The 25,091-nt window shown below is 62.6% G+C and carries 19 protein-coding genes; 5 read left to right on the top strand and 14 right to left on the bottom strand.

Annotated features, from left to right (window positions below; all coding sequences use genetic code 11):
- Positions 1 to 79: 79 nt before the first annotated feature.
- On the top strand, positions 80 to 1,201 hold the full coding sequence (locus M3B90_RS06475; RefSeq protein ID WP_259889203.1) for an aldo/keto reductase: 1,122 nt from the start codon (positions 80 to 82) through the stop codon (positions 1,199 to 1,201).
- On the opposite strand, the gene M3B90_RS06470 is transcribed toward M3B90_RS06475, so the two are convergent.
- Together M3B90_RS06470 and M3B90_RS06465 are read right to left on the bottom strand one after the other, a co-directional pair.
- On the bottom strand, positions 1,198 to 3,219 hold the full coding sequence (locus M3B90_RS06470) for an ABC transporter ATP-binding protein (protein ID WP_259889202.1): 2,022 nt from the start codon (positions 3,217 to 3,219) through the stop codon (positions 1,198 to 1,200). The genes M3B90_RS06475 and M3B90_RS06470 overlap by 4 nt on opposite strands.
- Positions 3,216 to 4,985 carry an ABC transporter ATP-binding protein gene (locus M3B90_RS06465; RefSeq protein ID WP_259889201.1) on the bottom strand — a complete coding sequence of 590 codons (1,770 nt, stop codon included), beginning with the start codon at positions 4,983 to 4,985 and terminating at the stop codon, positions 3,216 to 3,218. Before M3B90_RS06465 ends, M3B90_RS06470 begins: the two co-directional genes overlap by 4 nt.
- A 161-nt stretch (positions 4,986 to 5,146) precedes the next feature.
- Between M3B90_RS06465 and M3B90_RS06460 the strand changes: the two genes are divergently transcribed.
- Entirely contained in the window at positions 5,147 to 5,773 is a 627-nt protein-coding gene (locus M3B90_RS06460) for a DUF6318 family protein (protein WP_259889200.1), read from the top strand.
- Here the strand turns inward: M3B90_RS06460 and M3B90_RS06455 are convergent.
- The 6 genes from M3B90_RS06455 to M3B90_RS06430 form a co-directional block, all read right to left on the bottom strand.
- On the bottom strand, positions 5,770 to 6,627 hold the full coding sequence (locus M3B90_RS06455; protein ID WP_259889199.1) for a class I SAM-dependent methyltransferase: 858 nt from the start codon (positions 6,625 to 6,627) through the stop codon (positions 5,770 to 5,772). The two genes, M3B90_RS06460 and M3B90_RS06455, sit on opposite strands and share 4 nt — an antisense overlap.
- A 22-nt stretch (positions 6,628 to 6,649) precedes the next feature.
- On the bottom strand, positions 6,650 to 8,491 hold the full coding sequence (locus M3B90_RS06450) for an ABC transporter ATP-binding protein (RefSeq protein WP_259889198.1): 1,842 nt from the start codon (positions 8,489 to 8,491) through the stop codon (positions 6,650 to 6,652).
- Positions 8,488 to 10,560, bottom strand: a complete 2,073-nt coding sequence (locus tag M3B90_RS06445; protein WP_259889197.1) for an ABC transporter ATP-binding protein — start codon at positions 10,558 to 10,560, stop codon at positions 8,488 to 8,490. The genes M3B90_RS06450 and M3B90_RS06445 overlap by 4 nt, the downstream gene beginning before the upstream one ends.
- Before the next feature lie 20 nt (positions 10,561 to 10,580).
- A complete protein-coding gene (locus M3B90_RS06440) occupies positions 10,581 to 11,081 on the bottom strand; it encodes a DUF456 domain-containing protein (RefSeq protein ID WP_259889196.1) in 501 nt (166 codons plus the stop codon).
- Between the two features lie 69 nt (positions 11,082 to 11,150).
- A complete protein-coding gene (locus tag M3B90_RS06435) occupies positions 11,151 to 14,291 on the bottom strand; it encodes an SMC family ATPase (RefSeq protein ID WP_259889195.1) in 3,141 nt (1,046 codons plus the stop codon).
- 4 nt (positions 14,292 to 14,295) lie between these two features.
- Entirely contained in the window at positions 14,296 to 15,489 is a 1,194-nt protein-coding gene (locus tag M3B90_RS06430; protein WP_259889194.1) for an exonuclease SbcCD subunit D, read from the bottom strand.
- A gap of 42 nt (positions 15,490 to 15,531) precedes the next feature.
- On the opposite strand from M3B90_RS06430, the gene M3B90_RS06425 reads away from it, so the two are divergent.
- The 3 genes from M3B90_RS06425 (at position 15,532) to M3B90_RS06415 (ending at position 18,850) form a co-directional block, all read left to right on the top strand.
- The gene (locus M3B90_RS06425) at positions 15,532 to 16,002 is read left to right on the top strand and encodes a VanZ family protein (RefSeq protein ID WP_259889192.1); all 471 of its coding nucleotides are present in this window, start codon (positions 15,532 to 15,534) and stop codon (positions 16,000 to 16,002) included.
- A gap of 103 nt (positions 16,003 to 16,105) precedes the next feature.
- On the top strand, positions 16,106 to 17,515 hold the full coding sequence (locus M3B90_RS06420) for an NAD(P)/FAD-dependent oxidoreductase (RefSeq protein ID WP_259889191.1): 1,410 nt from the start codon (positions 16,106 to 16,108) through the stop codon (positions 17,513 to 17,515).
- Positions 17,516 to 17,647: 132 nt separating this feature from the next.
- Complete coding sequence (locus tag M3B90_RS06415; protein WP_259889190.1) at positions 17,648 to 18,850, top strand: hypothetical protein; 1,203 nt, start codon at positions 17,648 to 17,650, stop codon at positions 18,848 to 18,850.
- Here M3B90_RS06415 and M3B90_RS06410 read toward each other — a convergent pair.
- The 6 genes from M3B90_RS06410 to M3B90_RS06385 form a co-directional block, all read right to left on the bottom strand.
- The gene (locus M3B90_RS06410; RefSeq protein ID WP_259889189.1) at positions 18,844 to 19,752 is read right to left on the bottom strand and encodes an NAD(P)-dependent oxidoreductase; all 909 of its coding nucleotides are present in this window, start codon (positions 19,750 to 19,752) and stop codon (positions 18,844 to 18,846) included. The two genes, M3B90_RS06415 and M3B90_RS06410, sit on opposite strands and share 7 nt — an antisense overlap.
- 142 nt (positions 19,753 to 19,894) lie before the next feature.
- Positions 19,895 to 21,229 carry a UDP-glucose/GDP-mannose dehydrogenase family protein gene (locus tag M3B90_RS06405; RefSeq protein ID WP_259889188.1) on the bottom strand — a complete coding sequence of 445 codons (1,335 nt, stop codon included), beginning with the start codon at positions 21,227 to 21,229 and terminating at the stop codon, positions 19,895 to 19,897.
- A 191-nt stretch (positions 21,230 to 21,420) separates the two neighbouring features.
- Entirely contained in the window at positions 21,421 to 21,765 is a 345-nt protein-coding gene (locus tag M3B90_RS06400; protein WP_259889186.1) for a PRC-barrel domain-containing protein, read from the bottom strand.
- A gap of 5 nt (positions 21,766 to 21,770) precedes the next feature.
- The gene (locus tag M3B90_RS06395; RefSeq protein WP_259889185.1) at positions 21,771 to 22,439 is read right to left on the bottom strand and encodes a TetR/AcrR family transcriptional regulator; all 669 of its coding nucleotides are present in this window, start codon (positions 22,437 to 22,439) and stop codon (positions 21,771 to 21,773) included.
- A 187-nt stretch (positions 22,440 to 22,626) separates the two neighbouring features.
- On the bottom strand, positions 22,627 to 23,697 hold the full coding sequence (locus M3B90_RS06390; protein ID WP_259889184.1) for an aspartate-semialdehyde dehydrogenase: 1,071 nt from the start codon (positions 23,695 to 23,697) through the stop codon (positions 22,627 to 22,629).
- A gap of 22 nt (positions 23,698 to 23,719) precedes the next feature.
- Positions 23,720 to 25,084 (bottom strand): aspartate kinase, encoded by a 1,365-nt coding sequence (locus M3B90_RS06385; RefSeq protein WP_259889183.1) that lies wholly within the window; start codon positions 25,082 to 25,084, stop codon positions 23,720 to 23,722.
- Positions 25,085 to 25,091: the final 7 nt, after the last annotated feature.

The following is a 25,091-nucleotide window of genomic DNA, read 5'->3' as shown; positions in this document are numbered from 1 at the left end:
TGTGACATGCACGAGGCCTAAAGACTCGGTGACGAGCATTACACTGGAATGGCAGGCATCACTCGGCAAGGAGGCCACCATGAACGAGAGCACCCCCACGAGCCGCGCAACCATGGATGAGGCAAGTTACGCGCACTTCCGCCGCCTTGGAACCTCGGGGCTCATGCTCCCGCCAATTTCCCTTGGTTTTTGGCACAACTTCGGGCGCGAACGCTTCGAGGGTGGCTTCGAACACGAGAATCGCGAACGCCCCAAGGCCGATTTCTCGCGCCAACGCGAGATCGTGCACTACGCCTTCGACCACGGCATCACCCACTTCGACCTCGCCAATAACTACGGGCCGCCCGCGGGCAGCGCCGAGGAGATCTTCGGGGAAATCTTCCACAAGGACCTCGCAGGCCACCGCGACGAAATCCTCGTGACCACGAAGGCGGGCTTTCGCATGTGGCCCGGGCCCTACGGGGATGGCGGCAGCAGGAAGTATCTCCTCGCGTCGCTTGACCAATCACTGAAACGCCTCGGCCTCGACTACGTCGACATCTTCTACCACCACCGCCAGGACGATTCGACCCCCCTCGAAGAATCCATGGGGGCACTTGCAAGCGCCGTCAAGAGCGGCAAGGCGCTTTATGCCGGCATCTCCAACTACTCCCCCGAAAAAACCCGCGAGGCCGCAACGATGCTGCGCACGATGGGTGTTCCGCTCGTCGTCAATCAAGCGAGCTATTCGATGCTTACACGTACGCCCGAGCAGAGCAGGAGCGGGCACGCGGAAGATTCGCTCCTCGGCGTGTGCGAAAAGCTCGGCATCGGCGTTGTCGCCTTCTCCCCGCTCTCGCAGGGACTCCTCACGAACCGCTACCTCACGGGCATCCCCGAGAAGTCACGCGCCGCGCAAAACGTGTTCCTCGGGGAAGACGTCGCGAAGGATCCCCGCTACCTCGACAAGGTACGCGCCCTCAGCCGCGTTGCCGAGGCACGCGGGCAGAGCCTCGCGCAAATGGCCCTCGCGTGGGTTCTGCGCAAGCGGGTCGTCACCTCCGCAATCGTGGGAGCCTCGAGCGTGCAGCAGCTGCGCGCCAACATTTCGGCCGCGCAAACGATCGTGCGAGGCGGCCAAAGTGTTCCGGCAACGACCTTCAGCGATGAGGAAATCTCGAGGATCGATGAGATCCTCGCCGACCCCGCCGACGAGGACTAAAACATCTGGCCTTCCTGAGCAGGGGCCAACGGCTCCTGCTCAGGAGGGTCGGCAATCTCGCTGCTCGCGCCCTCGAACTGCGAGCGATAGAGTCGCGCATACGCGCCACCCACCTCGAGGAGTTCCTCGTGGTTGCCCTGCTCAACGATGTCGCCGTGCTCCATCACGAGAATCAGATCGGCATCCCGAATCGTCGAGAGGCGGTGCGCGATCACGAACGACGTGCGGCCCTCGCGCAGAGTATTCATCGCGTTCTGCACGAGCACCTCGGTGCGCGTATCCACGCTCGAGGTCGCCTCGTCGAGAATGAGCAGCTCAGGGCGCGCAAGGAACGCACGCGCGATCGTGAGCAGCTGCTTCTCGCCCGCCGAGACCGTCGAGCCTTCGTCGTCGATGATCGTGTCATAGCCCTCGGGGAGGTGCTGCACGAAGTCGTGCACGTGGGTTGCCTTCGCGGCCTCGAGCACCTCCTCATCGGTCGCGTCGAGACGCCCGTAGCGGATATTCTCGCGGATCGTGCCCTTGAACAGCCACGTATCCTGCAGCACCATGCCCGTGCGGTTGCGGAGCTCATCGCGCGTCATCTCGCGCGTATCCACGCCATCGATCGTGATTGCTCCGCCATCGATTTCGTAGAACCGCATGATGAGGTTCACGAGGGTCGTTTTTCCCGCACCTGTGGGGCCCACGATCGCGACGGTTGTGCCGGGACTCGCCACGAGCGACAAATCCGAGATGAGCGGCTTCTCGGGTGAATACGAGAAGCGCACGTTCTCAAAGCGCACCTCGCCACGACCCGAGCTCTCCGGAGCGCCTGAGGAAAGGGAAGCGTCGGACCCCTCCCCTGCGAGCGCGGAAACGTTCCCGGAATCAGGTACCTGCTCCTCCGCGTCGAGGAACTCGAAAATACGCTCGGCCGAGGCGACGCCCGACTGGAGCTGCGTGGCCATCGACGCGAGTTGCGAAACTGGCTGCGTGAACTGGCGCGAGTACTGGATAAACGCCTGCACATCGCCGAGCGAGAGCTGCCCCGAAATGACCTTGAGGCCACCCACGAGCGCAACTGCCACGTACGACAGGTTGCCCGCGAACATCATGAAGGGCATGATGAGCGAGCTCACGAACTGCGCGCCGAAGCTCGCCTTGTACATCTCGGCGTTCTTTTCCTCGAACCGTGCGCGCACGTCCCGCTCGCGGCCAAATACGGACACGATCTCGTGGCCCGCGAATGCTTCCTCGACCTCGGAGTTCACGTCGCCCGTCGCGTCCCACTGCTCACCGAAGAGCTTCTGCGCGCGCTTGCCGATCACCGCGGTGATCACGAGCGCGAGCGGGATGACAATGAGCGCCACGAGGGTGAGAATCGGCGAGATCGTGAGCATCATGATGATCGTGCCGAGCACCGTGAGGGACGCCGTGATGATGCCGCCGAGCGTATTGTTGAGCGTGTTTTGGATGTTGTCCACGTCGTTCGTGACGCGCGAGAGCAGATCGCCGCGGCGACGCGAATCGAAGTAGCTGAGCGGCACGCGGTGAAGTTTTTCCTCGACCTCGCGGCGGAGCCGATACACGCTTCGGTAGACCACGCGCATGAGCATGCGCGTTTGCAGCCACGCGAAAAGCGCCGAGATGACATACAGGATCGTGACGGTGAGGAGCACCGTATTGAGGGCGCTGAAGTCGATGCCATGCCCAGGGTTGAGGTCCATCCCGGAGACCATGTCCGCGAGCTGCGACTGGCCGTTGGCGCGCATGCCCGCGACAACCTGGTCCTTCGTCACGCCCGCGGGAAGGCGCTTCGAAATGACGCCGTTGAAGATGATGTCGGTCGCGCGGCCGAGAATCTTCGGGCCGATCACGCTCAGGATCACCGAAATGATGCCGATCGCCATCGCACCGATGAGCATCGCCTTCTCGGCCATGAGCTCACCGAGGAGCCTCTTGAGGGACGGCCCAAAATTGCGGGACGTCTGGCCCGGGCGAAGGCCCCTGTCGCTTTGCTTCTTTTCGTCGCTCATCGCGTCGCCCCTTCCTCGGTCTCCTCAGCCGCGCCCTGCGAGGCCACGATTTCCTGGTACGTTTCGTTCGTCGCGAGGAGTTCTTCGTGCGTGCCGCGGCCAACGACGCGCCCGTGATCGAGCACGAGAATTAGATCGGCGCTCGTAATGGTCGAAACGCGCTGCGCGACGATCACGACGAGCGCATCTCGGGTTTCCGGCGCGAGGGCTGCGCGAAGCCGAGCATCGGTCTGCAAGTCGAGCGCGCTGAACGAATCGTCGAACAGGTAAATATCCGGCTTTGCGAGGAGCGCACGCGCGATCGAGAGGCGCTGGCGCTGACCACCGGAGACGTTCGTGCCGCCCTGCGCGATGGGAGACTCGAGCCCCTCGGGCATTTCGCCAACGAAGTCGCGAGCCTGCGCGATCGTGAGGGCGTGCCACACGTCATTCTCGCTTGCCTCGGGGCGGCCAAACTTCACGTTCGAGGCGACCGTTCCGCTAAACAGGTAGGGGCGTTGCGGCACGTAACCAAGCGCACCGTGAAGGAGTTCGGGCGCCGCTTCGCGCACGTCCACGCCGTTGACTTTGACCGCTCCCTCGGTGACATCAAACTGCCGCGAGATCGCACCGAGAAGCGTCGTCTTGCCGGAACCAGTGCCGCCGATGATGGCGACGGTCTGTCCCGCGTGGGCCTTGAACGACACGTCCGCGAGAACGGGACGCTCAGCCCCGGGATACGTGAACGTCACGCTCTCGAATTCGAGCTCGGGGCGCTCACTCACGCGCGGGTCTCCCGGGTGCACAGCCACATCCGCCTCGGGCGGAAGAACCGAGCTCGGCGTCTCGAGCACCTCCGTGATGCGCTCGGCGGAGACCATTGCACGCGGGATCATCATCGTCATGAACGTCGCCATCATGACCGCGATGAGGATCTGAATGAGGTAGGAAATGAAGGCCGTGATTGAGCCGACCTGCATCTCGCCGCGATCGATCGGCCCCGCAGCCACGAGGAGCACGAGCACCGAGCTGGACGAGAGGAGGAACATGATGATCGGGTTGATGAGCGCAATCAGATGCCCCACGCGCCGATTGATGTGCGTAAAGCGCTCATTCGACACCTCGAATCGGTCGCGCTCGAACGGCTCACGCACGAACGCCCGCACCACGCGAATACCCGTGATCTGCTCGCGGAGAATGAGGTTCAGCTCGTCAATTCTCTCCTGCATCTCGCGAAACAGGGGCGCAGCGCGCAAGACGATCAGTCCGATCGCGACGAGCATGAGCGGCACCATCACCGCGATGAGCCACGCGAGCTGCGCCTCTTGCCTCAGGGCGAGCACAACGCCTCCGATACCCGTGATCGGCGCCGACACGAGGAACTGAAGGCCAAAGAACGCGAGGTTCTGAAGCTGCTGCACGTCGTTCGTGTTGCGCGTAATGAGCGACGCCGGAGTGAAGTGGCTAATCTCTTTCGCGCTGTACGACTGGACGCGGTCGAACACGTCGGAGCGCACATCGCGCGCGAGCCGCATCGAGGCGCGGCCCGAAAAGTAGTTCGCGGCCACGAGTGCCGTAATGTTCGCGAGGCTCACGAGGAGCATCCATCCCGCGAGCCGCCAGATCGCGTCGATATCGCCCTTCGCGATGCCATCGTCGATGATGTCGGCGTTGAGCGTAGGCAGGTAGAGCGCTGCGAGCTGCGCGCACACTTGGAACACGATAACGAGTAGTAGTGAGAGCCACGACGGTTTCGCGTAACGCCACAAGAGCCTCAGGAGGGTCACGGGGCACCTTTCCAGCCGGCTTGGGCTCCTGCGGGCCGACGCCTGCCACGCCCACGGTGATAACTACTCAAGCGTACCGCCCGGCGAGAGATAGTCGGTAGATGGTTCTTCGCCCTCGGCCGATTCTGACTCGCGTGAGAGCGCTGTATTAGCCTTGAGCGGTGAGTAAAACGACCCAGCGCATCGTCGTCTTGATCTTTGCCCTCGCCCTCATCATCCCCGCGGGGCTCGTGGGACTCGGGCAGTTCTCGCAGAACAATCAGGGCGAGCAGCAGGTGGCCGATTCCGCGCAAGACACCCGCAAAAAGGTGGATCCGGCGAGCCAGCCGACACCCACGAATACGACGAAGCCGAATCGCGCCGACTACCCCGGCATCGACGACGAAAGCGAAGCCGGGGCAAAATCAACAGCGACCTATCTCTTTGCCGTCTACGCCTACATGATCGGCACGGGCGATACAGCCGCGTGGCGCGAACTCATGGACCCATCCTGCGAAGAGTGCATGCGCTTCGCCGATAACGCCGAGCAGCTCCACGCCTCGGGAGGCTGGATCGTGGGCGGCGAAATCACCCTCAGCGATGAGAAGGTGACGCTCACGAAGGGCGGCGCGAGTGACGGCGATGCGACAACCGCGAAGGTCGAGGCGACGTTCCACGAAGCGCCCGCAAAGCTTATTGACGACCCTACCCGTGAGCCCGCCACGCGCGGCGCCTCGAGCGGAAAATTCACCGTGGGGATGCATTTTGTTGAGGGCCGCTGGCGCGTGACCTCCATGGCGGTCGGCTAGGTCGACTTTTCGCGACCCTCGATCCGGTAGAGGAAGAGGTCGGTGCGATATGGCATCGCCATTTCCCGGCCGGGTTCGTGTCCGAGGTGCTCGTGGAGGTACCAATCGAGGTTGTCGAGTACCTTCGCCCGGGTCTTGTCCGAAGCCGTGAGGTAATAGCTGCGCGTGCTCGCGAGGCGCACGAAATCCCACGTGGGGCGCGCATCCAACCAGTGCTCGACGTGCCGCTCGACGAGCTCGAGCCCCTCACCCACGTCGGGGAGAAATCCCTCGCGCTGCACGTCGCCCGCGTGGGCGATCCGCGAATACCGGTGCACCCAGGGGATGCTCACATCGAGCGTGTTCCACACGAGTGCGAGCACTCCCCCTGGCGCGAGGATTCTTGCCGCTTCGGCGCTCACCGCATCTCGCTCGAACCAATGCCACGCTTGCGCGGCGGTCACGATATCCGCACTTTGTGTCTCGAGGCCCGTGGCCTCAGCAGGCGCCACGCGCGCCTCGAGCCGCTCCCCTACTCCGATTTCCGCGGCCTTCTCCCGCGCCACCTCGAGCATGGTCTCGCTCGCATCGAGCGCAGTGACGCGACAGCCTCGCTCAGCGAGAGCGAGCGAGAGCTTCCCGGTTCCGGCCCCTAGGTCAACGACCCGGGGGCGTGCGGCGGTTCCGACGGCTGCCAGCATCACGTCGAGCGCCCCTTTGGGGTATCCCGGTCGCAATTCGTCGTAGCCGACACCCGCGCCTAAAAATCCCTTCGCGAGTTCTTCCTTGCGCTCCCGCGAACCATACCTCGGCTCATCGCGGCGCGAGATGTTCGGAATCGGCCCGGAGCTGCGGCGCCTGTCGTCAGTGTTCACGAGTGCTCACCCTAGCGGTGCGCTACCGCTTCGCATTGCGGTGCGCGACCCACGAGTGGTGCAAGCGCGCGTAGATGCCGTTTTCGAGGCCAACGATCTCGTCGTGGGTACCGTGCTCGGCGAGGCGGCCTTTGTCGAGAACGATGATCGAATCTGCACGCTCCGCCGTCGAGAGACGGTGCGCGATCGTGATGGTCGTGCGGCCGCGCGAAAGACCTTCGATGGCGGCCTGGAGGCGCACATCGGCGGCTGGATCAACTGCCGAGGTTGCTTCGTCGAGAACGATCACGTCGGGATCCATGAGATAGGCGCGCGCGAGGGACACGAGCTGGCGCTCCCCCGCACTGAGTGCTTCGCCTCGCTGGCCAACGCTCGTATCGAGACCCGCGGGAAGCGTCTCGAGCCAGTGGCCGTGGCCCAGCTCATCAAGCGCACGTTCGATGTCGGCGTCGGTAGCGTCGGGCCTTCCGAACGCGAGGTTGTGCCGCACGGTCGAATCGAAAAGGAAACCCTCTTGCGGAACGAGAACGACTCGGGAGCGAAGCGACGAGAACGGCACCTTGTGCACGGGGACGCCGCCCGCGAAGATTTCACCTGAGGTCGGGTCCATCATGCGCGTGAGGAGCTTGACGAAGGTTGTTTTGCCAGAGCCGGTTTCACCAACGATCGCCACGTGCGAGCGCGCGGGGATATCAAGAGTAAGGCCGTGGAGAACCTCGGGCCCATTCGGGTAGGTGTAGCGGACGTTCCGCACCGTGAATCCAATGGGCCCCGCGGGGATGGGCCGCGCGCCCTCGACAGGGGCGGTACGCTCCCCCGTGAACGGGTCGATTTTGCCACCGGGATCGGCAACGTCGGCGGGCGTGTCGAGAACGCCGAGCACACGCCCCCATCCAGCGACCGCGTTCTGCGCTTCATTGAGCATTTCAATGAGCATGCGCACGGGCGCCGAGAACAGCGAAATAAGGAAGAGGAATGCGACGAGCTGGCCTGCCGTGAGGATATCGAACCCCGTGCCGAGGTAAATGCCCGCGACGATCACGGCGGCGGTCGTGATGCCGTCGCCCATTTCGGAAAGCACCATCGTTCCCGCTTGCGGGGTCTGCACTGCGAAGCTTGCATCGCGCACGTCCCTCACGGCCTTGAGGCTCTTCTTCTCGCTGCGCTCTTGAACGCCGTAGGCCCGCAGCGTCGCAGCCCCTACGAGAGATTCGGAGATCGTTCCAAGCATGTCGCCCGTGCGGGCGCGGATCCTTTGGAAGCGCGTGCGGATCATCGCGGTGAGCGTGCGAATGAGGAACAGCGCAGGAAGGTAGCAGATCCACACGAGCAGGCACAGCACGGGCGAGTACACGAGCATGACGGCGGTCGCGAGCACAAGCTGCAGCGCCTGTATCACGAGGGTGATTCCGCCAAACGAAATGAACTGCGCGACCGTGTCAATATCACTCGTCACGCGCGAGACGAGCGATCCGCGCTTCTCGGTGCCCTGGGTGAGGAGGGAGAGGTCGTGAATGTGGCGAAAGGCGCGCGTGCGCAGCACCGCTAGGGCCGTTTCCGAAGCTCTAAAGAGGCGCCTGTTCATCCAGATGTTCGCGATCATCGTGAGGGTGAGAACAAGGATCGAAACGCCCGAGATGAGGCCGATGAGCCCGAAATCCGGCTCGCCTTTGGCGAGAATGCCATCGTCGATCACTGACTGGACAGCAATAGGTACCACGATTTTTCCGACGGTGGCGAGCACCGCAAGGAGGATCGTGAACCACAGGCCGTTCTTGATCTCGGGAGTGATGGAGAAGCCGCGTTTGATGATCGAAAGCGAACTTTCGTTCGTCGCTTTCCGCGTGAGGCTCGAGCTACTCATGTCGCACCTCCCCCATCATCTTCGCGCAAATCGTCTTCACTCAGGGCGGGGATCTGCCCGGTTTCGAGTCCCGTGCTCTCCCCGAGCTGGTAGGGATCGACCGCGGGAATGGTGCCCGTCGTTGCGCGCTTTTCGTTCGCGAGGCGGGCCTCGCGATCGGCATCGGTCTTCGTGCCCATGTTGTAGTGGCCTCCCCCGCGCCTCGGGCCGTTGTCCGTTTCGAGAAGATTGTGGGCAATCGCCGCCTCATCGTAGGCGTTCACGAGCGACGAGTATTCGGGATCGCTCGCACTGAGTTCTTCGTGCGTGCCGATTCCTTTGACGGTCCCGCCGCTCATGAACACGACGCGATCGGCAATCGAGATCGTCGATTTTCTATAGGCCACGACGAGCAGGGTCGAGCTTGTCATGTGTGTGCGAATGCCATGTAGGATCGCCGCCTCGATCGCGGGGTCGCACGCCGAGGTCGCGTCGTCGAGGATGAGCAGGCGCGGCTCTCGTACGAGGGCACGCGCGAGAGCGAGACGCTGGCGTTGCCCTCCCGAGAGGGAGCCGCCTCGCTCACCGAGCACGGTCTCGAGCCCCTCGCCGAGACCTTCCACGAACTCGCGAGCCTGCGCGATCTCGAGGGCCCGCCAAATCTGTTCATCAGTGAAGGTCCCGCCGAGCGCAATGTTTTCCCGCACAGATTCATCGAAGATGAATGCCTGCTGGAGGGCGAGCGCAACGGAGCTGTGGAGCGATTCGGTGGAAAGCGCCTGCATGTCGTGGCCGTCGAGGAGAATTCTCCCTTTCGTGGGGTCGAGCAAGCGCGACGCGAGCAGCGTGAGGGTCGACTTCCCACTGCCTGTCGATCCCACAACGGCGAGAACCCGCGAGCCCTCTTCCGGATCCGCCGCGAAGCTCACGTCGTGAAGCGCTGGGTCACTCGAGCTTGCGCGCCCGGCCTCGTCGTCGTATTCGAGGCTCACGTTCTCGAATACGAGGCGCGCGGGGGCGGCGATTTTCTCAACCTCATCAGTTCCGCGGTGCTGATCGGTTTCGGTGTTCACGATCGCTTCAACGCGATCGGTGCCCACGACCGTACGCGAGAGATTCCCGAGAACCCAACCAAAGGAACGAATCGGTACCGCCATGAGCGTGAAGAGGTACGAGACTTGCACGAGCTCGCCTGTTGTCAGGTGCCCTTCGCTCATGCGCCACGCACCGAGGAGCGCGAAAAGAATGATCCCGATATTGGGGAGGGCATCGATGAGCGGGTCGAACCAGCCACGCAAGTACCCGAACTTGATGCCGACATCGCGCAGCTCCTCCGAGGCGGTTCCGAAACGCTCGTCCTCGTCGTCTTCGCGCCCGAGCGCCTTGACGACGTTGCCACCGTCAAAGCTCTCATGGGCGATGTCGGAAACCTCCGCGCGCAGCTCTTGCATGCGGATGACCACGGGAGTGATCATCGTTTGGAACACGAGGTTGAGCCCAATGAGCAGGCCAAACACAAGCACAAGGACGCTCAACATGACCCAGTCGATGAGGGCAACCATGACGGTCACGTAGATGACCATGACGCCCGTCGAGAGGGCATAGGCCCACGAGATGATCGCTTGAACGGCGGCTTCCGTATCGGCATACACGGCGGAGAGCAGCGTGCCGGTCGAGCGATTGCGGTGCCACTGGAGCGGGGTTTGGGAGAAGACTCGAAGGAGTTTCGTGCGGAACTGCCAGTGCAGCTCATACATCCCAAAGGAGGTGAAGGCACGGCGCCCCACGATCGTCGCGGCGCGCAAGACCGCGACACCCACGAGCGCTGCCGCGAGAGTCCAGGTTGCGCCCACAACGACCTTGCCTTGCGCGAAGCTCGGCACGATCGCCTTTTCGGTGGCCTCGCCGATGAGGGAGCTCGTAAGGATCTGCAAGAGCGCGTAGCAAATACCGCCCGCGATCGCGACGAGGAAGTACTGCTTCGCCATCCACGTGAGGCGGAAAAGCCGCTTCAGGCCCGGCCACAGCTTTGCGGCCTCGCGTGCATCCACAGGGTTTGGGCGGGATTCCGACACCTGCCGGGCCTTCACTGCGCTCGCCTTCATGAGAGTTAGCCCGCCCTCGAGAAGAGATGAATGCCAAGCGCAACGATGAACACGGTTCCGCTCGCCATCGCAAGCAAGAGCTCCACGAGAATGCCAATCCCGAGGGTTTTCATGGTTGAGAGCGTCGAATTGAGCGCCTCCTGAAATTCACGCTTACGGCTCAGCTCCACGAGGAAAAAACCGAGAATGAAGCCGATGAGCAAGCCCGGGCCGGGGATAAGGAAAAGCCCGAGGACCGCACATCCGATCGCGACGAAGATCGCCCACGTGGGCACTTCGCTCTGCTTGAGTTTACGGCCTGTAAGCACGTAGCTACTGGTCATACCCGCGATCGAGAAGAGCGCGACGAGCGCGAACGCGATCCAGCCCGTCCAACCGCCGATCCCGATGGCCCACACAAGCATCCCCACGAGGATCAGGAAGGAACCGGGAAGCACAGGCAGCACGATGCCCGTGATGCCCACCGCGAAGCAAAGCGCGGCGATGATGGTGACGATGATGTCCACGGGCACTGTGCTCTCCTCGGTGCGTGGCGGTCAAAGGTCAGGGTGCTCGTCGCGAGTAGAAACTTCAGTTTAGGAGAATTGCGTAATCCTCGCGGGCCCCGTACTCACGGTGATACGCGAAGTACCGTCAGACTTTCTTTCCACGTGGATCTTTTCCGCGATTTGCGTTTTGAGTTCCGCGACGTGGGAGATGATCCCAACCGTGCGACCGTGGGAAGCGAGCGCCCGAATCTCAGTGATCACCTCCTCGAGCTTTTCCTGGTCAAGCGTGCCGAACCCTTCGTCGATGAAGAGGGTGTTCATCTGTACGCCGCCGTTTTCCCCGCTCACGATGTCGGCGAGACCGAGGGCAAGAGCGAGGGAAACATAGAACGTTTCGCCTCCCGAGAGGGTTGAGGGCGAGCGGAACGAGTCGTTGCGAAGATCGAATATTTCCAGGTCGAGCCCAACCTGTTTGCGACCAGCTTTCTCGGGACGCTCGAGGCGGATTTCGTAGATTCCGCCGGAAAGGGCCGAAAGGCGCGCGTTTGCGGCCTCGATGACTTTTTCGAAGCGGCGCATGACCGCGAAGGTCGAAAGCGTGAGCCGGGCTCGAGTGTCACCCGAGTTTCCCGTCGCGATGTTCGCGAGGTGCAGCACCTCGCTTTGGCGTGCAGAACGTTTCTCGTGCGCTGCGGCGCGAGTCATGAAGTCCGTACGCGCGTGCTTGACCCGCTCAAGCACCTTCGCTCGCGTCGCGTGCTCTCCCGCGGCTTCGGTGTGGGCCTCGCGCGCATCGCGCACATGCTTAGCGGTGACGTCGAGGGCCTCCGCCGCCGCTTGGCGTGCCTCCTCACTCGCCTCGATGTCCCTAAGGCGCTCATCCTTGCGGGCTTCCTCAATGAGTGCCGTAAGCGAGGCGTACTCGCGCACGATTCCCTCAAGCGCCTGCTTTTGTGCGGGTTCGAGACGCGCCCGCGCCACGTCCTCGACGCTCTCGAGGCCGCTCGCTTCGAGCGCTTCGGCGAGGCGAGCTTTCGCTTGTGTGTGCGCATTTTGCGCGTCGAGAGCTTTCTCGAGGCGGCGTGCGTGCGCGCGAGCGCCCTCCCCCTTGGAGAGGAGCGAGGAGCGCAGCGACGCGAGAGTTTCATGGGCGCCTTCGTGTTTCTTGAGTTCGGCGGCGATCGCCGCGCGGGTCTCCGCAAGATTTTTGGCAAGGTGCCGAGCTTCGAGGGCCGCACGTTCCGCGGTGACTGTGCTTTCTTGCGCCTCTCTCTCAAGTGCGCGCGTGCGCTCATCGAATTGCGAAATCTCGGTGCTCAGGCTTTCACGCGCGCCCTCGGCTTCACGAGCGGCATGTTCTTCGAGCGCGAGGGCCGCGCCTTCGTTTGTGAGGCGTTCGATCAGCGCGGGCAGACCCTCCTGGAACCGAGCGAGATCACCCTCGACGCTCTCGCCCCACGCGCGTTCGAGCGCATCGATATGGAGTGCCTTCGTGGCCGCCGCTGCCGAGCGCGCTTCGCTCAGACGCTGCTCCGCCGCGATTCGCGCATGCTCGGCCTTCGTGATGCGCTCCTCGCTCACGAGCTCATCGTCGGTATGTGCCGGGGCAGGATGCTCGCACGCGCCGCACACGGGGCACGCCTCGCCTTGTTCGAGGTTTGCGGCGAGCTCAAAGGCGATCGCGTCGATCCTCTTACGGCGAAGGAGCGATTCTTCCTCACTCGCACGCTTGAGAGCCGCGAGTGCGTCGCGCTCACGCTGCATGTGCGATCGGTGGGTCGCGAGGCTCTCACGCGCTTCCGCGGCGGTGCGCTCACGTGCGGCGTGGATCTCTCGCTTTTCTTTGAGCGCAGCGAGAGTCGAAGCCCTCTCACCAGCCTCGCGAAGCTTCGCCGTGAGCTTCTCGCGTGCCGCCGGACGTTCCTCGAGAAGGGCCGCTTTCTCTTTCAGCTCGTTTGTGGCCTGCTCTTCCTTCTGCTTGGCACCTTTTGCTTCCGCCGCGTACCTCGGGAGCGCAGCCTCCTCTTTTTCTAGTCCCGCGAGCGCGGCTGCCGTGCGAAGTGCGGCTTCGCCCTGCTCGCTTTCTTTCGTGAAGAGCGCATCCCATCGCGAAGGATCCCTACGCTCGGCCTCTGGCAGCGCCAGGGCAGTGTCGCGTAGCGCTTCAGCCGCACTCTTTTCGTGCTCGTGGGCATAGAACGGCCTCTCGGCACGCTCGTGGGAAGCGAGATTCTCGCTCGCCTCCCGCACTGCTTCGTCGAGCGCTGCACGTTTCTTTTCGTGCGCGTCGAGCGTGCTCTTGCGAGTGAGCAATTCGTGATGTGCGGAGGCTGCCTTAGCGGCTTCTTCCGCTTCATTCGATGCAGCTTTCGCCTTCGTAAGCGCGTGCGCGGCTTGAGCGAGGGCTTCGCCGGCTGCATCTTCGAGTTCTCTGCCAATGTCGAGGGAGCGCTCGAGGCCGGCGGGTGTAAAACCCCTGGTATCAGTGAGCGCATGGTCTCGTTGTTCGTCGCTTACCGAGGCCGCTTCGAGCATGCGCTCGAGTGCTGCACCTAGCTCCGCCTTGGATGAATCGACGTCCCGCTGGACCTCGCGCCTCAGCTCACCAAAGGACTGCTCGATCTGCTCGTAAAACTGGGTTTGAAAAATTCGCTCGAGCACGACCTTGCGCTCGCTCGTGTCACATTTGAGGAAGCGCGCAAACTCGCCCTGGGGAAGCACGACGGTTTGCGTGAACTGCGCGTGCGTAAGGCCGAGAAGTTCGCGAATCTCCGAACCGACGTCGTGGGGACGGTTCGCGATCGGTTCGATTTCCTCGGCGCGCTCGGTGCCTTCGATCGCCTCGGCGAGGGCGTCGGGGGAACCGAGCTTCCAGAGTTTCGCGCTCTGGTTTTCATGCACGGGCGCGCCTGTGCCTCGAAGGCGCGCCCGATCGTACGCGGGGGTGCGACGCACGCGGTAGATACCCCGCGGCACCTCGAAGAAGAGATCCACGACGCTCGCACGCGTGTTCGGCATGAAGTCGCTGCGCACGCGCGCATCGCTCGAACCGCCCCCGGCGACGTTACCGTAGAGCGCAAACACGATCGCATCGATAATGGTCGATTTTCCCGAGCCCGTGGCCCCTTCGAGAAGGAACACACCGCTCGCACTGAGCGCATCAAGGTCGATGTCAACCCTGTCTTTAAAAGGACCGATGCCCTCGAAGCTGAGGTGATGAAGTTTCATCGGCTCACGATGCCTTCCTTCGCGAGTGCGACTCGGTGAGATTAGCGCGGGCACGCGCATCGGCAAGGACGTGCTCAATGATCTCGCGCTGAGTGGCGTTCGGCTCTGCCCCCGTGAGGTAGTCGAAAAACTCCGAAACCACCTCGGCGGGCGGGGCCTCGCGCGTCACGAGCGGCGCTTCGGTGTTCGACACATCGCGCGTGGAGCGAAACTCCGTGAAAAGCAGGTGCTCAAAGGCACTGCGCAAGGTCTGCTGAAGATGGGCAGGGCGCGACTCTTCCCGCACGATCGCGTGGATCCACTCCTGCCCGTACTCTTCTTTCTGCGCGAGGATGCTCGCAAGGCTGCCCTCCAGTTCGACGAGCTTTCGGCCAACGGGTGTGGGGATTCGCTCAACGTCGACGGCACCCGATTCATCCATGTCCACGAGCACAATGGCCTTCGTGTGGTGACGCTCCGAAAACGAAAACGCGAGAGGGCTTCCCGAGTACCATGCGACAGGCCGACCCCCGGGAACAAGGCCGCTCATGTTTTGACAGCCGTGAAGGTGGCCAAGGGCGACGTAGTCGACTCCTTCAAACACGCTCCCCGGAACGGAAGCGACGCCGCCTACGCTCAGATCGCGTTCCGAATCCGAACCGTCCCCTCCTGCGACGAAGGTGTGGGCAAGGACCACGCTTCGCGGATGCCCGAGTGTCTCGAGTTTCGTGCGTACGCGATTCATCGCGTTCGCCATGACGCTTTCGTGACTGCGCGCGAGCGGCACTCCACCCTCTGGTGCAAGGCTGTAGCGGGCAATATCCGGGTCCAGAAATGGCAGCCCGAAGAAGAGCACTTCGCCGTGCTCATCGGCGACCGAAACCGGGTGTTCGATGCCCTCGACATCCGCGAGAATGTGGATACCGGGGCGCATGAGCTTCGAGCCAAAGCCGAGACGCACCGCCGAATCGTGATTACCGGGCGTGAGGATCACCGTGGTTTCCTCCGCGAGCGCGGCGAGGGAAGTGTGGAGAAGCTCGACCGCTTCGACGGGAGGGACCGAGCGATCGTAGATGTCGCCCGCAACCACGAGCGCCTGCGCACCGGTTTCGCGGACCTGCGCCAAGAGGAATTCTTGAAACTCCTGCTGGTATACATGCAGGTTCTCGCCGTGGAGAGTGCGCCCGAGGTGCCAATCCGACGTGTGAAGAATTCTCATGCTTTCACTCTAAAAGGAGGGTGGGACATTTAAACTCACCTCATGAAGTCCGCGCCTTTTCTCGCCCTCGTGGCGGCGCTCGCAAACGCCGTATTTTTCGTACCGAGGGTTCCCGACGCCGCTGAACCCGTCGTGAGCCTCCCCGGTGCCGACAAGATCGGTCACGTTCTTATTTTTGCCTTCACCACCTGGGCTTTTGCGAGACTCCTGACGCTTCAGGACCAAGGTGTTCTTACCTGGTCGTCCACGCCGACTCAGGGTGCCCACGAGCGGGGCCGCGCGCACCTCGGCACCGTTTTCGGGGTCGTGCAAGTTCGACGCTTGCTCGCCCTCATCGCGGTCCTCATTCTGTGGGGTGTTGCCGTGGAGGTTATCCAAGCGTTCATGCCCGCGCGCTCGGCGGACGTCACTGATGCACTCGCGGACGCATCCGGAATCGCCCTCGGCGTCGGCGCACTCTGGGTTGAGCTTGCGCTCGCCGGGCACTACCGCATGCGCCGTGACGCACGATAGAGGCAAAACAATCGACAGCGAATATGGAGCTTTCTTTCACATCCTCGACCTAGCCTTGGGGTCGGCCCTCGCATAGTCGCCTCACTAAAGGAACGGATCGTTCATGCCCTTGCTGCCCGCGTTCTACCGCAAGACCGTGCCCGCCAAGGATGGTGCTAGCTGGCCTCATATCGTGGTCGTCGGTGGCGGATTTGCCGGCGCTCACCTCGTGCTCGCGCTGCGGAATGCGCGCGTGCGGGTAACCCTCATCGATCGAAACGTCTACAAGACCTTTCAGCCACTCCTCTATCAGGTTGCGACAGCCGGGCTGAACTCTGGCGATGTCACGATGTTCCTTCGAGGACTCTCCCTCCACGCCCCTAACATGCGTTTCCGCCAGGGTGAGGTCACGGGCGTCGACACCGATGAGCAGGTCGTGAAACTTTCCGACGGCGGCTCGGTGCGCTATGACCACCTCGTTTTGGCAAGCGGGGCCACCACGAACTATTTCGGCACACCTGGCGCGGAAGAGTTCGCGATGCCGATGTACACCCGCTCTCAAGCCCTCGACATCAGAGAGCGGGTTTTTGCGGAGCTCGAGCGCGCCACGCAGCTCACGGAAATGAGCTTCACTGATCGCCTCGCAATTTCAATCGTGGGCGGTGGCCCCACCGGCGTCGAGATCGCAGGCGCTCTCGCCGATTTCCGTATTAGCGAACTCGACGTGCTCTACCCCGAGGTCGATCCCGGCACTCTCGAGATCTCCCTCATTCAGCGCGGCGACGAACTCCTCAAGGCTTTCGAGCCCGAGCATCGCGAGTATGCGGCCCGGGAGCTCGAACGGCGAGGTGTAAAGCTTCGCCTCGGCCAAGGCGTCGAAGAGGTCGGCTACGACTTCGTGCGCCTCGCCGATGGTTCCTACGTCGAATCGGACATCACGATTTGGGCCGCGGGCGTGAGCGTATCATCGGCGGTGAACGCATGGGGCTTCCCGCAGGGGCGCGGCGGCCGAATCGACGTTGATCCCACCCTGCGCGTCAAGGGCTACCACAACGTCTGGGCTGCAGGCGACATCGCAGGAGGCGATGACCCCCAGCCTCAGCTTGCCCAGCCGGCAGTCCAAATGGGTCAACATGTCGCGCGCGCGATCAAGGCAATCGTCGAAGGCAACGATGCAGAAGCCGAGAAACCGTTTAAGTACACCGACCTGGGAGCAATGGCAACAATCGGTCGACGTGCCGCGATCGCGGAACTTCCCGGTGGGGTCAACCTCCAGGGTTCGATCGGATGGCTCGCGTGGCTCGGTGTTCACGTTTCGAAGTTGCTCGGTACGCGCAACCGTCGCTCGGTCGCCGCGAACCTCCTGTACCTCTACAACGGCACCGGCATCTCACGCGTGCCAAATCCGGTCGTGGGCGATGTCGATTCCCTGGAAGCGCGAAAGGCCTTTCGGGAAAACGCGCCGATCCGCCGTTTCGGCTACCAGGCCGGTAGACGCTTCAAGGACCCGGGTAAACCTCGGATGCGTCGCTAAGGAGCATGGCCCGGGTTTTACACGGGTTTTAAGCGTGCCAAACGCTTAACATCCGTTACGTCGCCTAGGGTGAGACCGAGCGTGGAACCTTTGTCGCGCCCTCTCATAACCGCCCGCAACCCTGAGGACCCCATGCCGGAGAAACGGAGCACTGCGCAACAGCGCCGCTTCGGCGGTGCCGTAGTCGGCGTCAGTGTTTTTGCCTCGGCTCTCGCGTTTTCGGGGTCGTTTCCGTTCGAAACTGTGGCCGCATTCGCCGCCGACCCCGCGTGCACCCCCGGTACCGTCACTCTTTCGAGTCAGAGAGTAGAAAAGAACGCGAAGTTCACGGCACTCGTATGTGGCCTCAAGGAAGGCACGCGCGTCCGGGGTGAATACCGGAAAGCCACGCCTTCCCTCGCGAGCGGCGCCACGTCAACTCCCGTCGAAGCACAACCCGTTGAGGCCGCACCGATCGGGTATTCGCGCGATATTGCCACCGTGGGCCCCGATGGGCGCGCGACCGTGACCTTCTTGATCGCTGAGCCCGGTGCCTACACGATCACCGTTGCTCCAATCGACGGAGGCACAGCGTCACAGGCGCAAGTCGACATCACCGATAATGCCCCGCCCACGACGAAGCCCTCTGAACCGTCGGACCCCGCGCCAAGCCCTTCGACCGAGCCTACGAAGGAACCCACCGACGAGCCAACCGGACGCCCGAGCGAAACCCCTACACCCAAACCAACGCCGAAGCCCGCACCGGAACCCACGCAAGAACCGGAACCGACACACAGTCCCTCGAAAGATCCCACGGACAATCCCGAACCTAGCCCCACCAAGGGACACGAGCCCACGGATCAGCCCGGCGCATCTCCTTCGGAGCCGAAAAAGCCTTCTCCGCTCCCAGACACGGGCGATTCCGCGTCCACCGAGCCGAACCGGGAACCTAGCGGTCGCAGCACCACCCCGTCACGCGGGAACACCAAAAGTACGGATTCCTCCACCGAAGCGAGCGGCTCGGATTTCGTGCGGCCGAAGGCCAGCGCAATGTCGCGCATCCCCGGGCGCGACGGGTACGGCCGCTCAGCCGATTTCGGCGCAGTGGGAAGTGATTACTCGAAACTCACGAGCGACGGCAATCGCGCTAGGGGCACGCTGCGACCGGGGCCTACCCCGAGCGCGAATCCCGCAAAAAGAGAAGAGGAATCGACCGAAGGCTCGACTCAGCTCATTACCGATCCCTCGCGACAGCCCCTCGGCCTTTCGGTCGCGTGGCTCATCGGGGGCGTCATCGGGGGCCTAGGCCTCGCCGCTACGGGCGCAATCGTCCTTATGCGCCGCAATAATCACTGAGCCAGGTACGCGGCGAGAGCCTCGAACTGGTCGCGCGGGTGGAAGCCTGCAGCGACGATCTTACTCAGATCAAGTGCTGAATTGATCGGCCGAACTGCAACGCCCTTGTGCGCATCGAGGTACTCAGCGCTCGACACGCTCTGAACCATGTCAGGATCATGCCCTGTAAGCGCATAGACCCTCTGAGCGATATCGAACCACGACGCGAGATCGCCGGAATTCGACACGTTGTACGTGCCGAAAGGCACCTTCTCGCGAAGCACGAAGTCGACCGCCCGCGCGATCTCCTCCGTAAAGGTCAAACGCCCGAACTGGTCATTCACAACCGAGGGTGACTCGCCGCTGCGGGCGTGTTCGCGCATGGTCGCCACGAAGTTTTTCCCCTCACCGACAACCCAGCTCGTGCGCAAAATGTAGTGGGTTCCAAGTGTTGACACCGCGGCATCGCCTGCCGCCTTGGTCTGCCCGTAGACACCAAGCGGAGCGAATCCCTCCTCCTCGGTATGAAACGCCACCGAACCATCGAACACATAGTCGCTCGAAATGTGCACGAGTACGGCTCCCGCCTCGCGCGCGGCCGACACGAGAAGCGCCACGCCCTGAGCGTTCACGGCCCACGCCTCGCGGCGGCCTTCAGCACTTTCGGCACCATCCTTATCCGTGTAGCCCGCGGCATTCACGATGACCGAATAGGGCGAAAAATCGAACGCGGAGATCGAGGCGTGCGCACCGACATCGAGAACGTCGCGTTCCACGAAGTCCACATCGTCGCGGCCGAGCCAGAGACCCTGGAGCGCACGACCAAGCTGCCCGCCGGCCCCCACAACGAGAGTACGTTCGGGTGCTTCAGGGGTCTGTTGCCATGCGCGCTCAGCGGGCGAGGATGCAAAACCGTTGGACACGGACATTCCTTACTTTTCGTTTCTCGCGTATGTCGCTTCGGTCGCAAATGAGGATGTCTCGCGTGCGTGCGCACATGTGCGCCAACGAGGAAGCTGCGACCACAGCCGCTAGTAGTGTGCCACGTCTAGGCGAAGGAATCCGCTAAGCGAGTCGCCCGGCTCGTTCACCGCGACCGAGTGCCATGATCGTGAAGCCCGCCTTGCGCCAGCGAGCGAGATCGAAAACGCCACGACCATCAATCACTGCGCGCTCCGCGACGAGTTCGGCGACGCGTGCGGGATCGAGATCGCGGTAAACCTGCCACTCCGTCGCGAGGATGAGCAAACGCGCCCCGTTCATCGCTTCCTCCAGGTCGTCCACGAGGGTCAACTCTTCGTAGCGACCACGCACGACGTCGAGGGCTTGCGGATCCGTAATGCGCACATCTGCGCCGTGCCGCGAGAGCGAAAGCGCGATATCGATCGCGGGCGAGTCGCGTACGTCGTCGCTGTACGGTTTGAAAGCCGCGCCGAGAACCGTGACAGGCACGCCCCGGAGGTTTCCGCCGAAATGCTCAAGGGCAAGCTCAACGGGCCGTGCACGACGCTTCTGATTGATGCGATCCACATTGCGGAGAAACTCAAAGGACTCCCCCACGCCATGCTCTTCGGCGCTCGCAATGAACGCGCGCACATCCTTCGGGAGGCAGCCACCGCCGAAGCCGATACCGGCCTTGAGGAAGCGACGCCCGATACGGTCATCAAGGCCGATGGCCTCCGCGACCTCGACGACATCTGCGCCAGTCGCCTCGCACATCTCGGCGACCGCATTCACGAAACTAATCTTCGTCGCGAGGAATGCGTTTGCGCTGACCTTCACGAGCTCAGCGCTTTCATAGCCGTATACAAGACGCGGCGTGCCGGCCTCGAGGATTGAGGCGTAGACCTCGTCGAGATGCGAGATCGCAAATTTTTGCTCCTCGTGCACGCCGTAGACAAGGCGATCGGGGCCGAGCGTGTCCTTCACGGCGTACCCCTCGCGCAAGAACTCCGGATTCCACGCGAGCTCAACGTGCGGGAGGTCGGCAAAGGCTTCGCTCAGGCCACGCGCGGTCCCGACGGGAACGGTTGACTTGCCGACGACGAGAACCTTCTCGGGGGTGGCCCCGGCGAGAATCTCGTGAAGACCCTCGCGTACCGCGTGGAGCGCACCGAGGTCAGCGGAGCCGTCGGCACCTTGCGGCGTGCCCACGCACACAAAGTGCACGTCGCAATCGCGGACATCGGAAAGATTCTTCGAGAAACGGAGTGTTCCTCGTTCGAGGGCCGCGGAGAGCTTCTCGGGAAAATCTGGCTCAAAGAATGGCGCTTCGCCGCGTTCAAGTTTGGCAATCCTCTCGGTATCCACATCGATCCCCACGACATCGTGCCCCAGTTCCGCCATACAAACCGCGTGAACCGCGCCAAGATATCCGAGCCCAATAACCGAGATTTTCATGTGTGCCCTCGTGCCGAATTAGTAAGCGAATACTTCCTGGCAAAATTGCCATTGATTCGACTCTACCGAGCGGCGATGCGCCCCTTCGCTCGGGTCACCGAGAATTCACCGGGTACTTTCTGGCGTTCACGCGGCTGTAAACAACGTCTGGTTTTCCGGTGCGAGCTCAAACCCTGTGGCACCTCTGGTAATCAGTCATGCGGGGAGGAGCACGGGTCGGCAATCACGGCAGACTCGTAGTACGTGCGCAGTTGCTCTTCTTGTGTGAACGTCAAATGGCCAAGCCCGTTGGCGCGCGGCGCCCCCTCGAGGATTTCCCGGCGAAGAGCAGTTTTAGGAACGCCATTATCGAGATCAATATATTCGTAAGGAATATAGACTTCTCGGGTACCGAAAGGGCCGAGTGCGACGGTAACAAACGATATTTTCTGGGTGCGATCATTGAGGAAAATTTCGCACACCTTCCCGAGGCGCGCGCCGGAAGAATCCCGCACGAGAGCGTTGCGGAGCCGGTCGAGCTCAACCTCGGTAGCCATAAGCGCTATTTTCCACTCTTCGAAGGAAACGGGTCAACCTCGCGCAGAGGGATGATAAACATTCGCAAGAAGATCGACAGGTCATGGTCGTAGAGACCGTCTTCCATGAGTGCATCGCGCATAAACACCCCGGTCCACATCGCGACGATTGAGCGGGCGATCCAGCCCGGGTCCGCACCTTGTTCGAGCCAGCCTTTATCCTCGTACATCTCAAACAGAGCGGTGAGCTTCTCTTCGGCCATCGTTTGCATGCCCACAATAGCGTCATGCCCGGGATGATCCTTTTCGACAGCCTCGGCCCGCACGACCGCGAACATGACCGACTGGTACTGACGTACCGCATCCCATTCGCGGATCGCCGCAGGATCCTGCGCAGTTTTCACAAAGTCGTCGATCAGTTCCTCAAAGTAGTGCGCAGCACGCTCCAGAACAGCCTGAAGCAGAGCCTCCTTGCGCGAGAAATGGTGGAGCATCCCCGGGTGGGAAATGCCCACGCGCTCAGAGATATCGCGCAGCGACGTGCCGCGGTAACCGTACGTGGAGAACAGGAGGGTGGCCTCCTCGAGGATCACCTCGCGCGTGCGTTCGCCGCGTGCCCGTGTGAGGTTGACTCGAGTGCCGGATTCGCGCGAAGGATCGACCGTGAGGCGGGCGACGCGACGATCGGGGGTCATATGTCAACACTCCTAGGATCTTCAGAAGGCGCTTCGAGACCTGCGGTTATTTTCGTGCCGACCCACACCGCACCTTCGTGGCGGACCTGCACATTTAGGGAATGACCGAGATACTTACTGAGAAAGACTTTCGGAAATTTATCAATATTTCCAACAATTAACACAAGTATGACACAGCCCGCCACTTTCACGCCGCAAGGAGCTGGCAGATTTGCACGGCGTTGAGCGCCGCCCCTTTGCGCAGATTGTCTGAAGACACGAAGAAAATGAGCCCACGGCCACCCGGGACTGCCTGATCACTGCGGAATCGCCCCACAAACGTGCCGTCTCGCCCGGCCGCGAGACGTGAGGTGGGAAGGTCCACGAGGCTGACGCCTGCTTGGGCTCGCACCGCCTCCTGCGCTTTTTCCACCGATATCGGCCGCGCAAACTCGGCGTGGATGCTGAGCGAGTGCCCCGTGAATGCGCCGATCCGCACGCACGTTCCCGAGACGCGCAGATCCGGAAGTTCAAGAATGCGCCGGGATTCGTTTCGAAGCTTCTGCTCTTCGTCGGTTTCGAGGGACCCATCGTCAACAAGCGCCCCCGCGAAAGGCACCGCGTTGAAGGCAATCGGAGCGGGGTACACGGACGGGGTCGGTTCGGCCTCCATACACCCATCGAGGGCGAGGCCTTCAAGGGTGTTGTCGAGTGCACGTGCCTGGCCCGCGAGCTCCTCGACTCCCTTTACTCCGCTTCCAGATACGGCCTGATAGGTCGCGATGGTCAGCCTTTCGAGGCCGGCGCGGTCGTGGAGTGCCTTGAGAGCAGGCATCGCCGCCATCGTCGTGCAGTTCGGGTTCGCGATGATGCCTTTCGGTGCATGAGTGGCACACTCGCCATTGACTTCGGCGACGACGAGCGGAACCTCCGGATCCTTGCGCCATGCGGAGCTGTTATCAATCACCGTCGCCCCCGCGGCTGCGAAGACCGGAGCGAGACGCCTCGAAGTCGCACCGCCCGCGCTGAAAAGCGCGATGTCCACGCGGTTGCCTTCGCCTTCAACTTTCGCCGTATCCGCGTTTTCCACGACAAGGTCTTCGCCGTTCACGCGAAGGTGCGAGCCTGCCGAACGCTCCGAGGCGAACACCCGGATCCGCGAGTGGCGAACGCGGCGTTCCTCGAGAAGCGCGAGCATCACGCGGCCGACCTGGCCCGTTGCTCCCACGACAGCGATGACGGGCCCGAACGGGTCCTTCTCCATAACCTTCTCGCCCATTGCCTTCTCCTTCCGGCCGCCCTCAGCGGCCCGTCCCGGCATACACCTTCGCTTCGCCCTCGCCGTCGAGGCCGAAGGCGGTGTGCAGCTCGCGCACCGCCTGATCAAGCTCGTCGGCCCGCGTGACAATGCTGATTCGGATCTCCGACGTCGAGATCATCGAAATGTTGATGCCCGCGTTCGCAAGCGCGCGAAAAGCCGCCGCCGAAACCCCCGGGTTGGACTTCATCCCCGCGCCGATAACGGAAACCTTCCCGATTTGGTTCGTGTAGCGCAGCTCCCGGTACCCGATCTCGCTTTTCGCTGCCTCGAGGGCGCTCGTGGCAGCCTCAGCATGCGCCTCGGGAATCGTGAAGGAAATCGCGACGGTGGCGTCAACCGTCGAGACGTTCTGAACGATCATGTCAATGTGAGCGCCCGCTGAGGCGACAAGTTCGAACACTGCCGCAGCCTTGCCCGGCGTATCGGGAACCTCGACGAGAGTCACCTTCCCCTCGCTGCGGTCGTGGGCAATGCCCGTGATCATCGGGGCCTCGTGGCCACCTTCTGTTTGGAACGCCACGGGGGCCTCCTCAGTCGTGAGTGGAACACTTTTTGCACGCTCAAGGGCGCCGTGCCTCGTCAGCTCGGGATCGATCGGAAAGTCCCGCTCGGGATCCTCGCAAATCACGGTGCCAATGCGGCCGCTGTGGCTTGAGCGCACGTGGAGTGGTACCTCAAAGCGTCGCGCATACTCGACGCAACGCAGTGCAAGAATCTTCGCCCCTGCTGCGGCCATTTCCAACATCTCTTCCGAACTGATCTCGGGGATGCGGCACGCACTCGGCACGATACGCGGATCCGCAGTGAACACGCCGTCCACATCGCTGTAGATTTCGCACACGTCCGCCTCGAGGGCTGCCGCGAGCGCGACCGCGGTTGTGTCGCTTCCTCCGCGCCCGAGAGTCGTGATTTCCTTCGTGGTGCGCGAAACGCCCTGGAAGCCCGCGACGATCGCGACGTGACCGTTGTCGAGGGCGCTTCGGATGCGCCCGGGTGTCACATCGATGATGTGTGCGCCGCCGTGAAGCTCATCGGTGATCATGCCGGCTTGCGAGCCCGTGTAAGCGCGTGCGCTCACGCCATTCGCGTTGAGCGCCATCGAGAGCACGGCCATCGAGATACGCTCGCCAGCCGTCAGCAGCATGTCGAGTTCACGCGCGGGTGGCTGGGCCGTCACTTCATGAGCGAGATCAATGAGCTCATCTGTCATATCGCCCATCGCCGAAACGACGACAACGACCTCGTGCCCGGCCTTGGCGTACATCGATATGCGCGAGGCTACGCGCTTGATCGCCGCGGCGTCCTCAACAGAGGATCCGCCGAATTTCTGTACGACAAGCGCCATGGGTGAC

This window comes from Dermabacter sp. p3-SID358, assembly GCF_025147465.1.
GTDB lineage: Bacteria > Actinomycetota > Actinomycetes > Actinomycetales > Dermabacteraceae > Dermabacter.
The sequence above is the reverse complement of the archived record's forward strand: the minus strand, read 5'-3'. Positions and strand labels throughout refer to the sequence as shown.

Excerpts from the sequence above, each read along its gene's own strand:
- M3B90_RS06475 (WP_259889203.1), top strand. The coding sequence starts at position 80 with ATGAACGAGAGCACCCCCACGAGCCGCGCAACCATGGATGAGGCAAGT.
- M3B90_RS06470 (WP_259889202.1), bottom strand. The coding sequence starts at position 3,219 with ATGAGCGACGAAAAGAAGCAAAGCGACAGGGGCCTTCGCCCGGGCCAG.
- M3B90_RS06450 (WP_259889198.1), bottom strand. The coding sequence starts at position 8,491 with ATGAGTAGCTCGAGCCTCACGCGGAAAGCGACGAACGAAAGTTCGCTT.
- M3B90_RS06435 (WP_259889195.1), bottom strand. The coding sequence starts at position 14,291 with ATGAAACTTCATCACCTCAGCTTCGAGGGCATCGGTCCTTTTAAAGAC.
- M3B90_RS06430 (WP_259889194.1), bottom strand. The coding sequence starts at position 15,489 with ATGAGAATTCTTCACACGTCGGATTGGCACCTCGGGCGCACTCTCCAC.
- M3B90_RS06425 (WP_259889192.1), top strand. The coding sequence starts at position 15,532 with ATGAAGTCCGCGCCTTTTCTCGCCCTCGTGGCGGCGCTCGCAAACGCC.
- M3B90_RS06420 (WP_259889191.1), top strand. The coding sequence starts at position 16,106 with ATGCCCTTGCTGCCCGCGTTCTACCGCAAGACCGTGCCCGCCAAGGAT.
- M3B90_RS06415 (WP_259889190.1), top strand. The coding sequence starts at position 17,648 with ATGCCGGAGAAACGGAGCACTGCGCAACAGCGCCGCTTCGGCGGTGCC.
- M3B90_RS06405 (WP_259889188.1), bottom strand. The coding sequence starts at position 21,229 with ATGAAAATCTCGGTTATTGGGCTCGGATATCTTGGCGCGGTTCACGCG.
- M3B90_RS06400 (WP_259889186.1), bottom strand. The coding sequence starts at position 21,765 with ATGGCTACCGAGGTTGAGCTCGACCGGCTCCGCAACGCTCTCGTGCGG.
- M3B90_RS06395 (WP_259889185.1), bottom strand. The coding sequence starts at position 22,439 with ATGACCCCCGATCGTCGCGTCGCCCGCCTCACGGTCGATCCTTCGCGC.
- M3B90_RS06390 (WP_259889184.1), bottom strand. The coding sequence starts at position 23,697 with ATGGGCGAGAAGGTTATGGAGAAGGACCCGTTCGGGCCCGTCATCGCT.
- M3B90_RS06385 (WP_259889183.1), bottom strand. The coding sequence starts at position 25,084 with ATGGCGCTTGTCGTACAGAAATTCGGCGGATCCTCTGTTGAGGACGCC.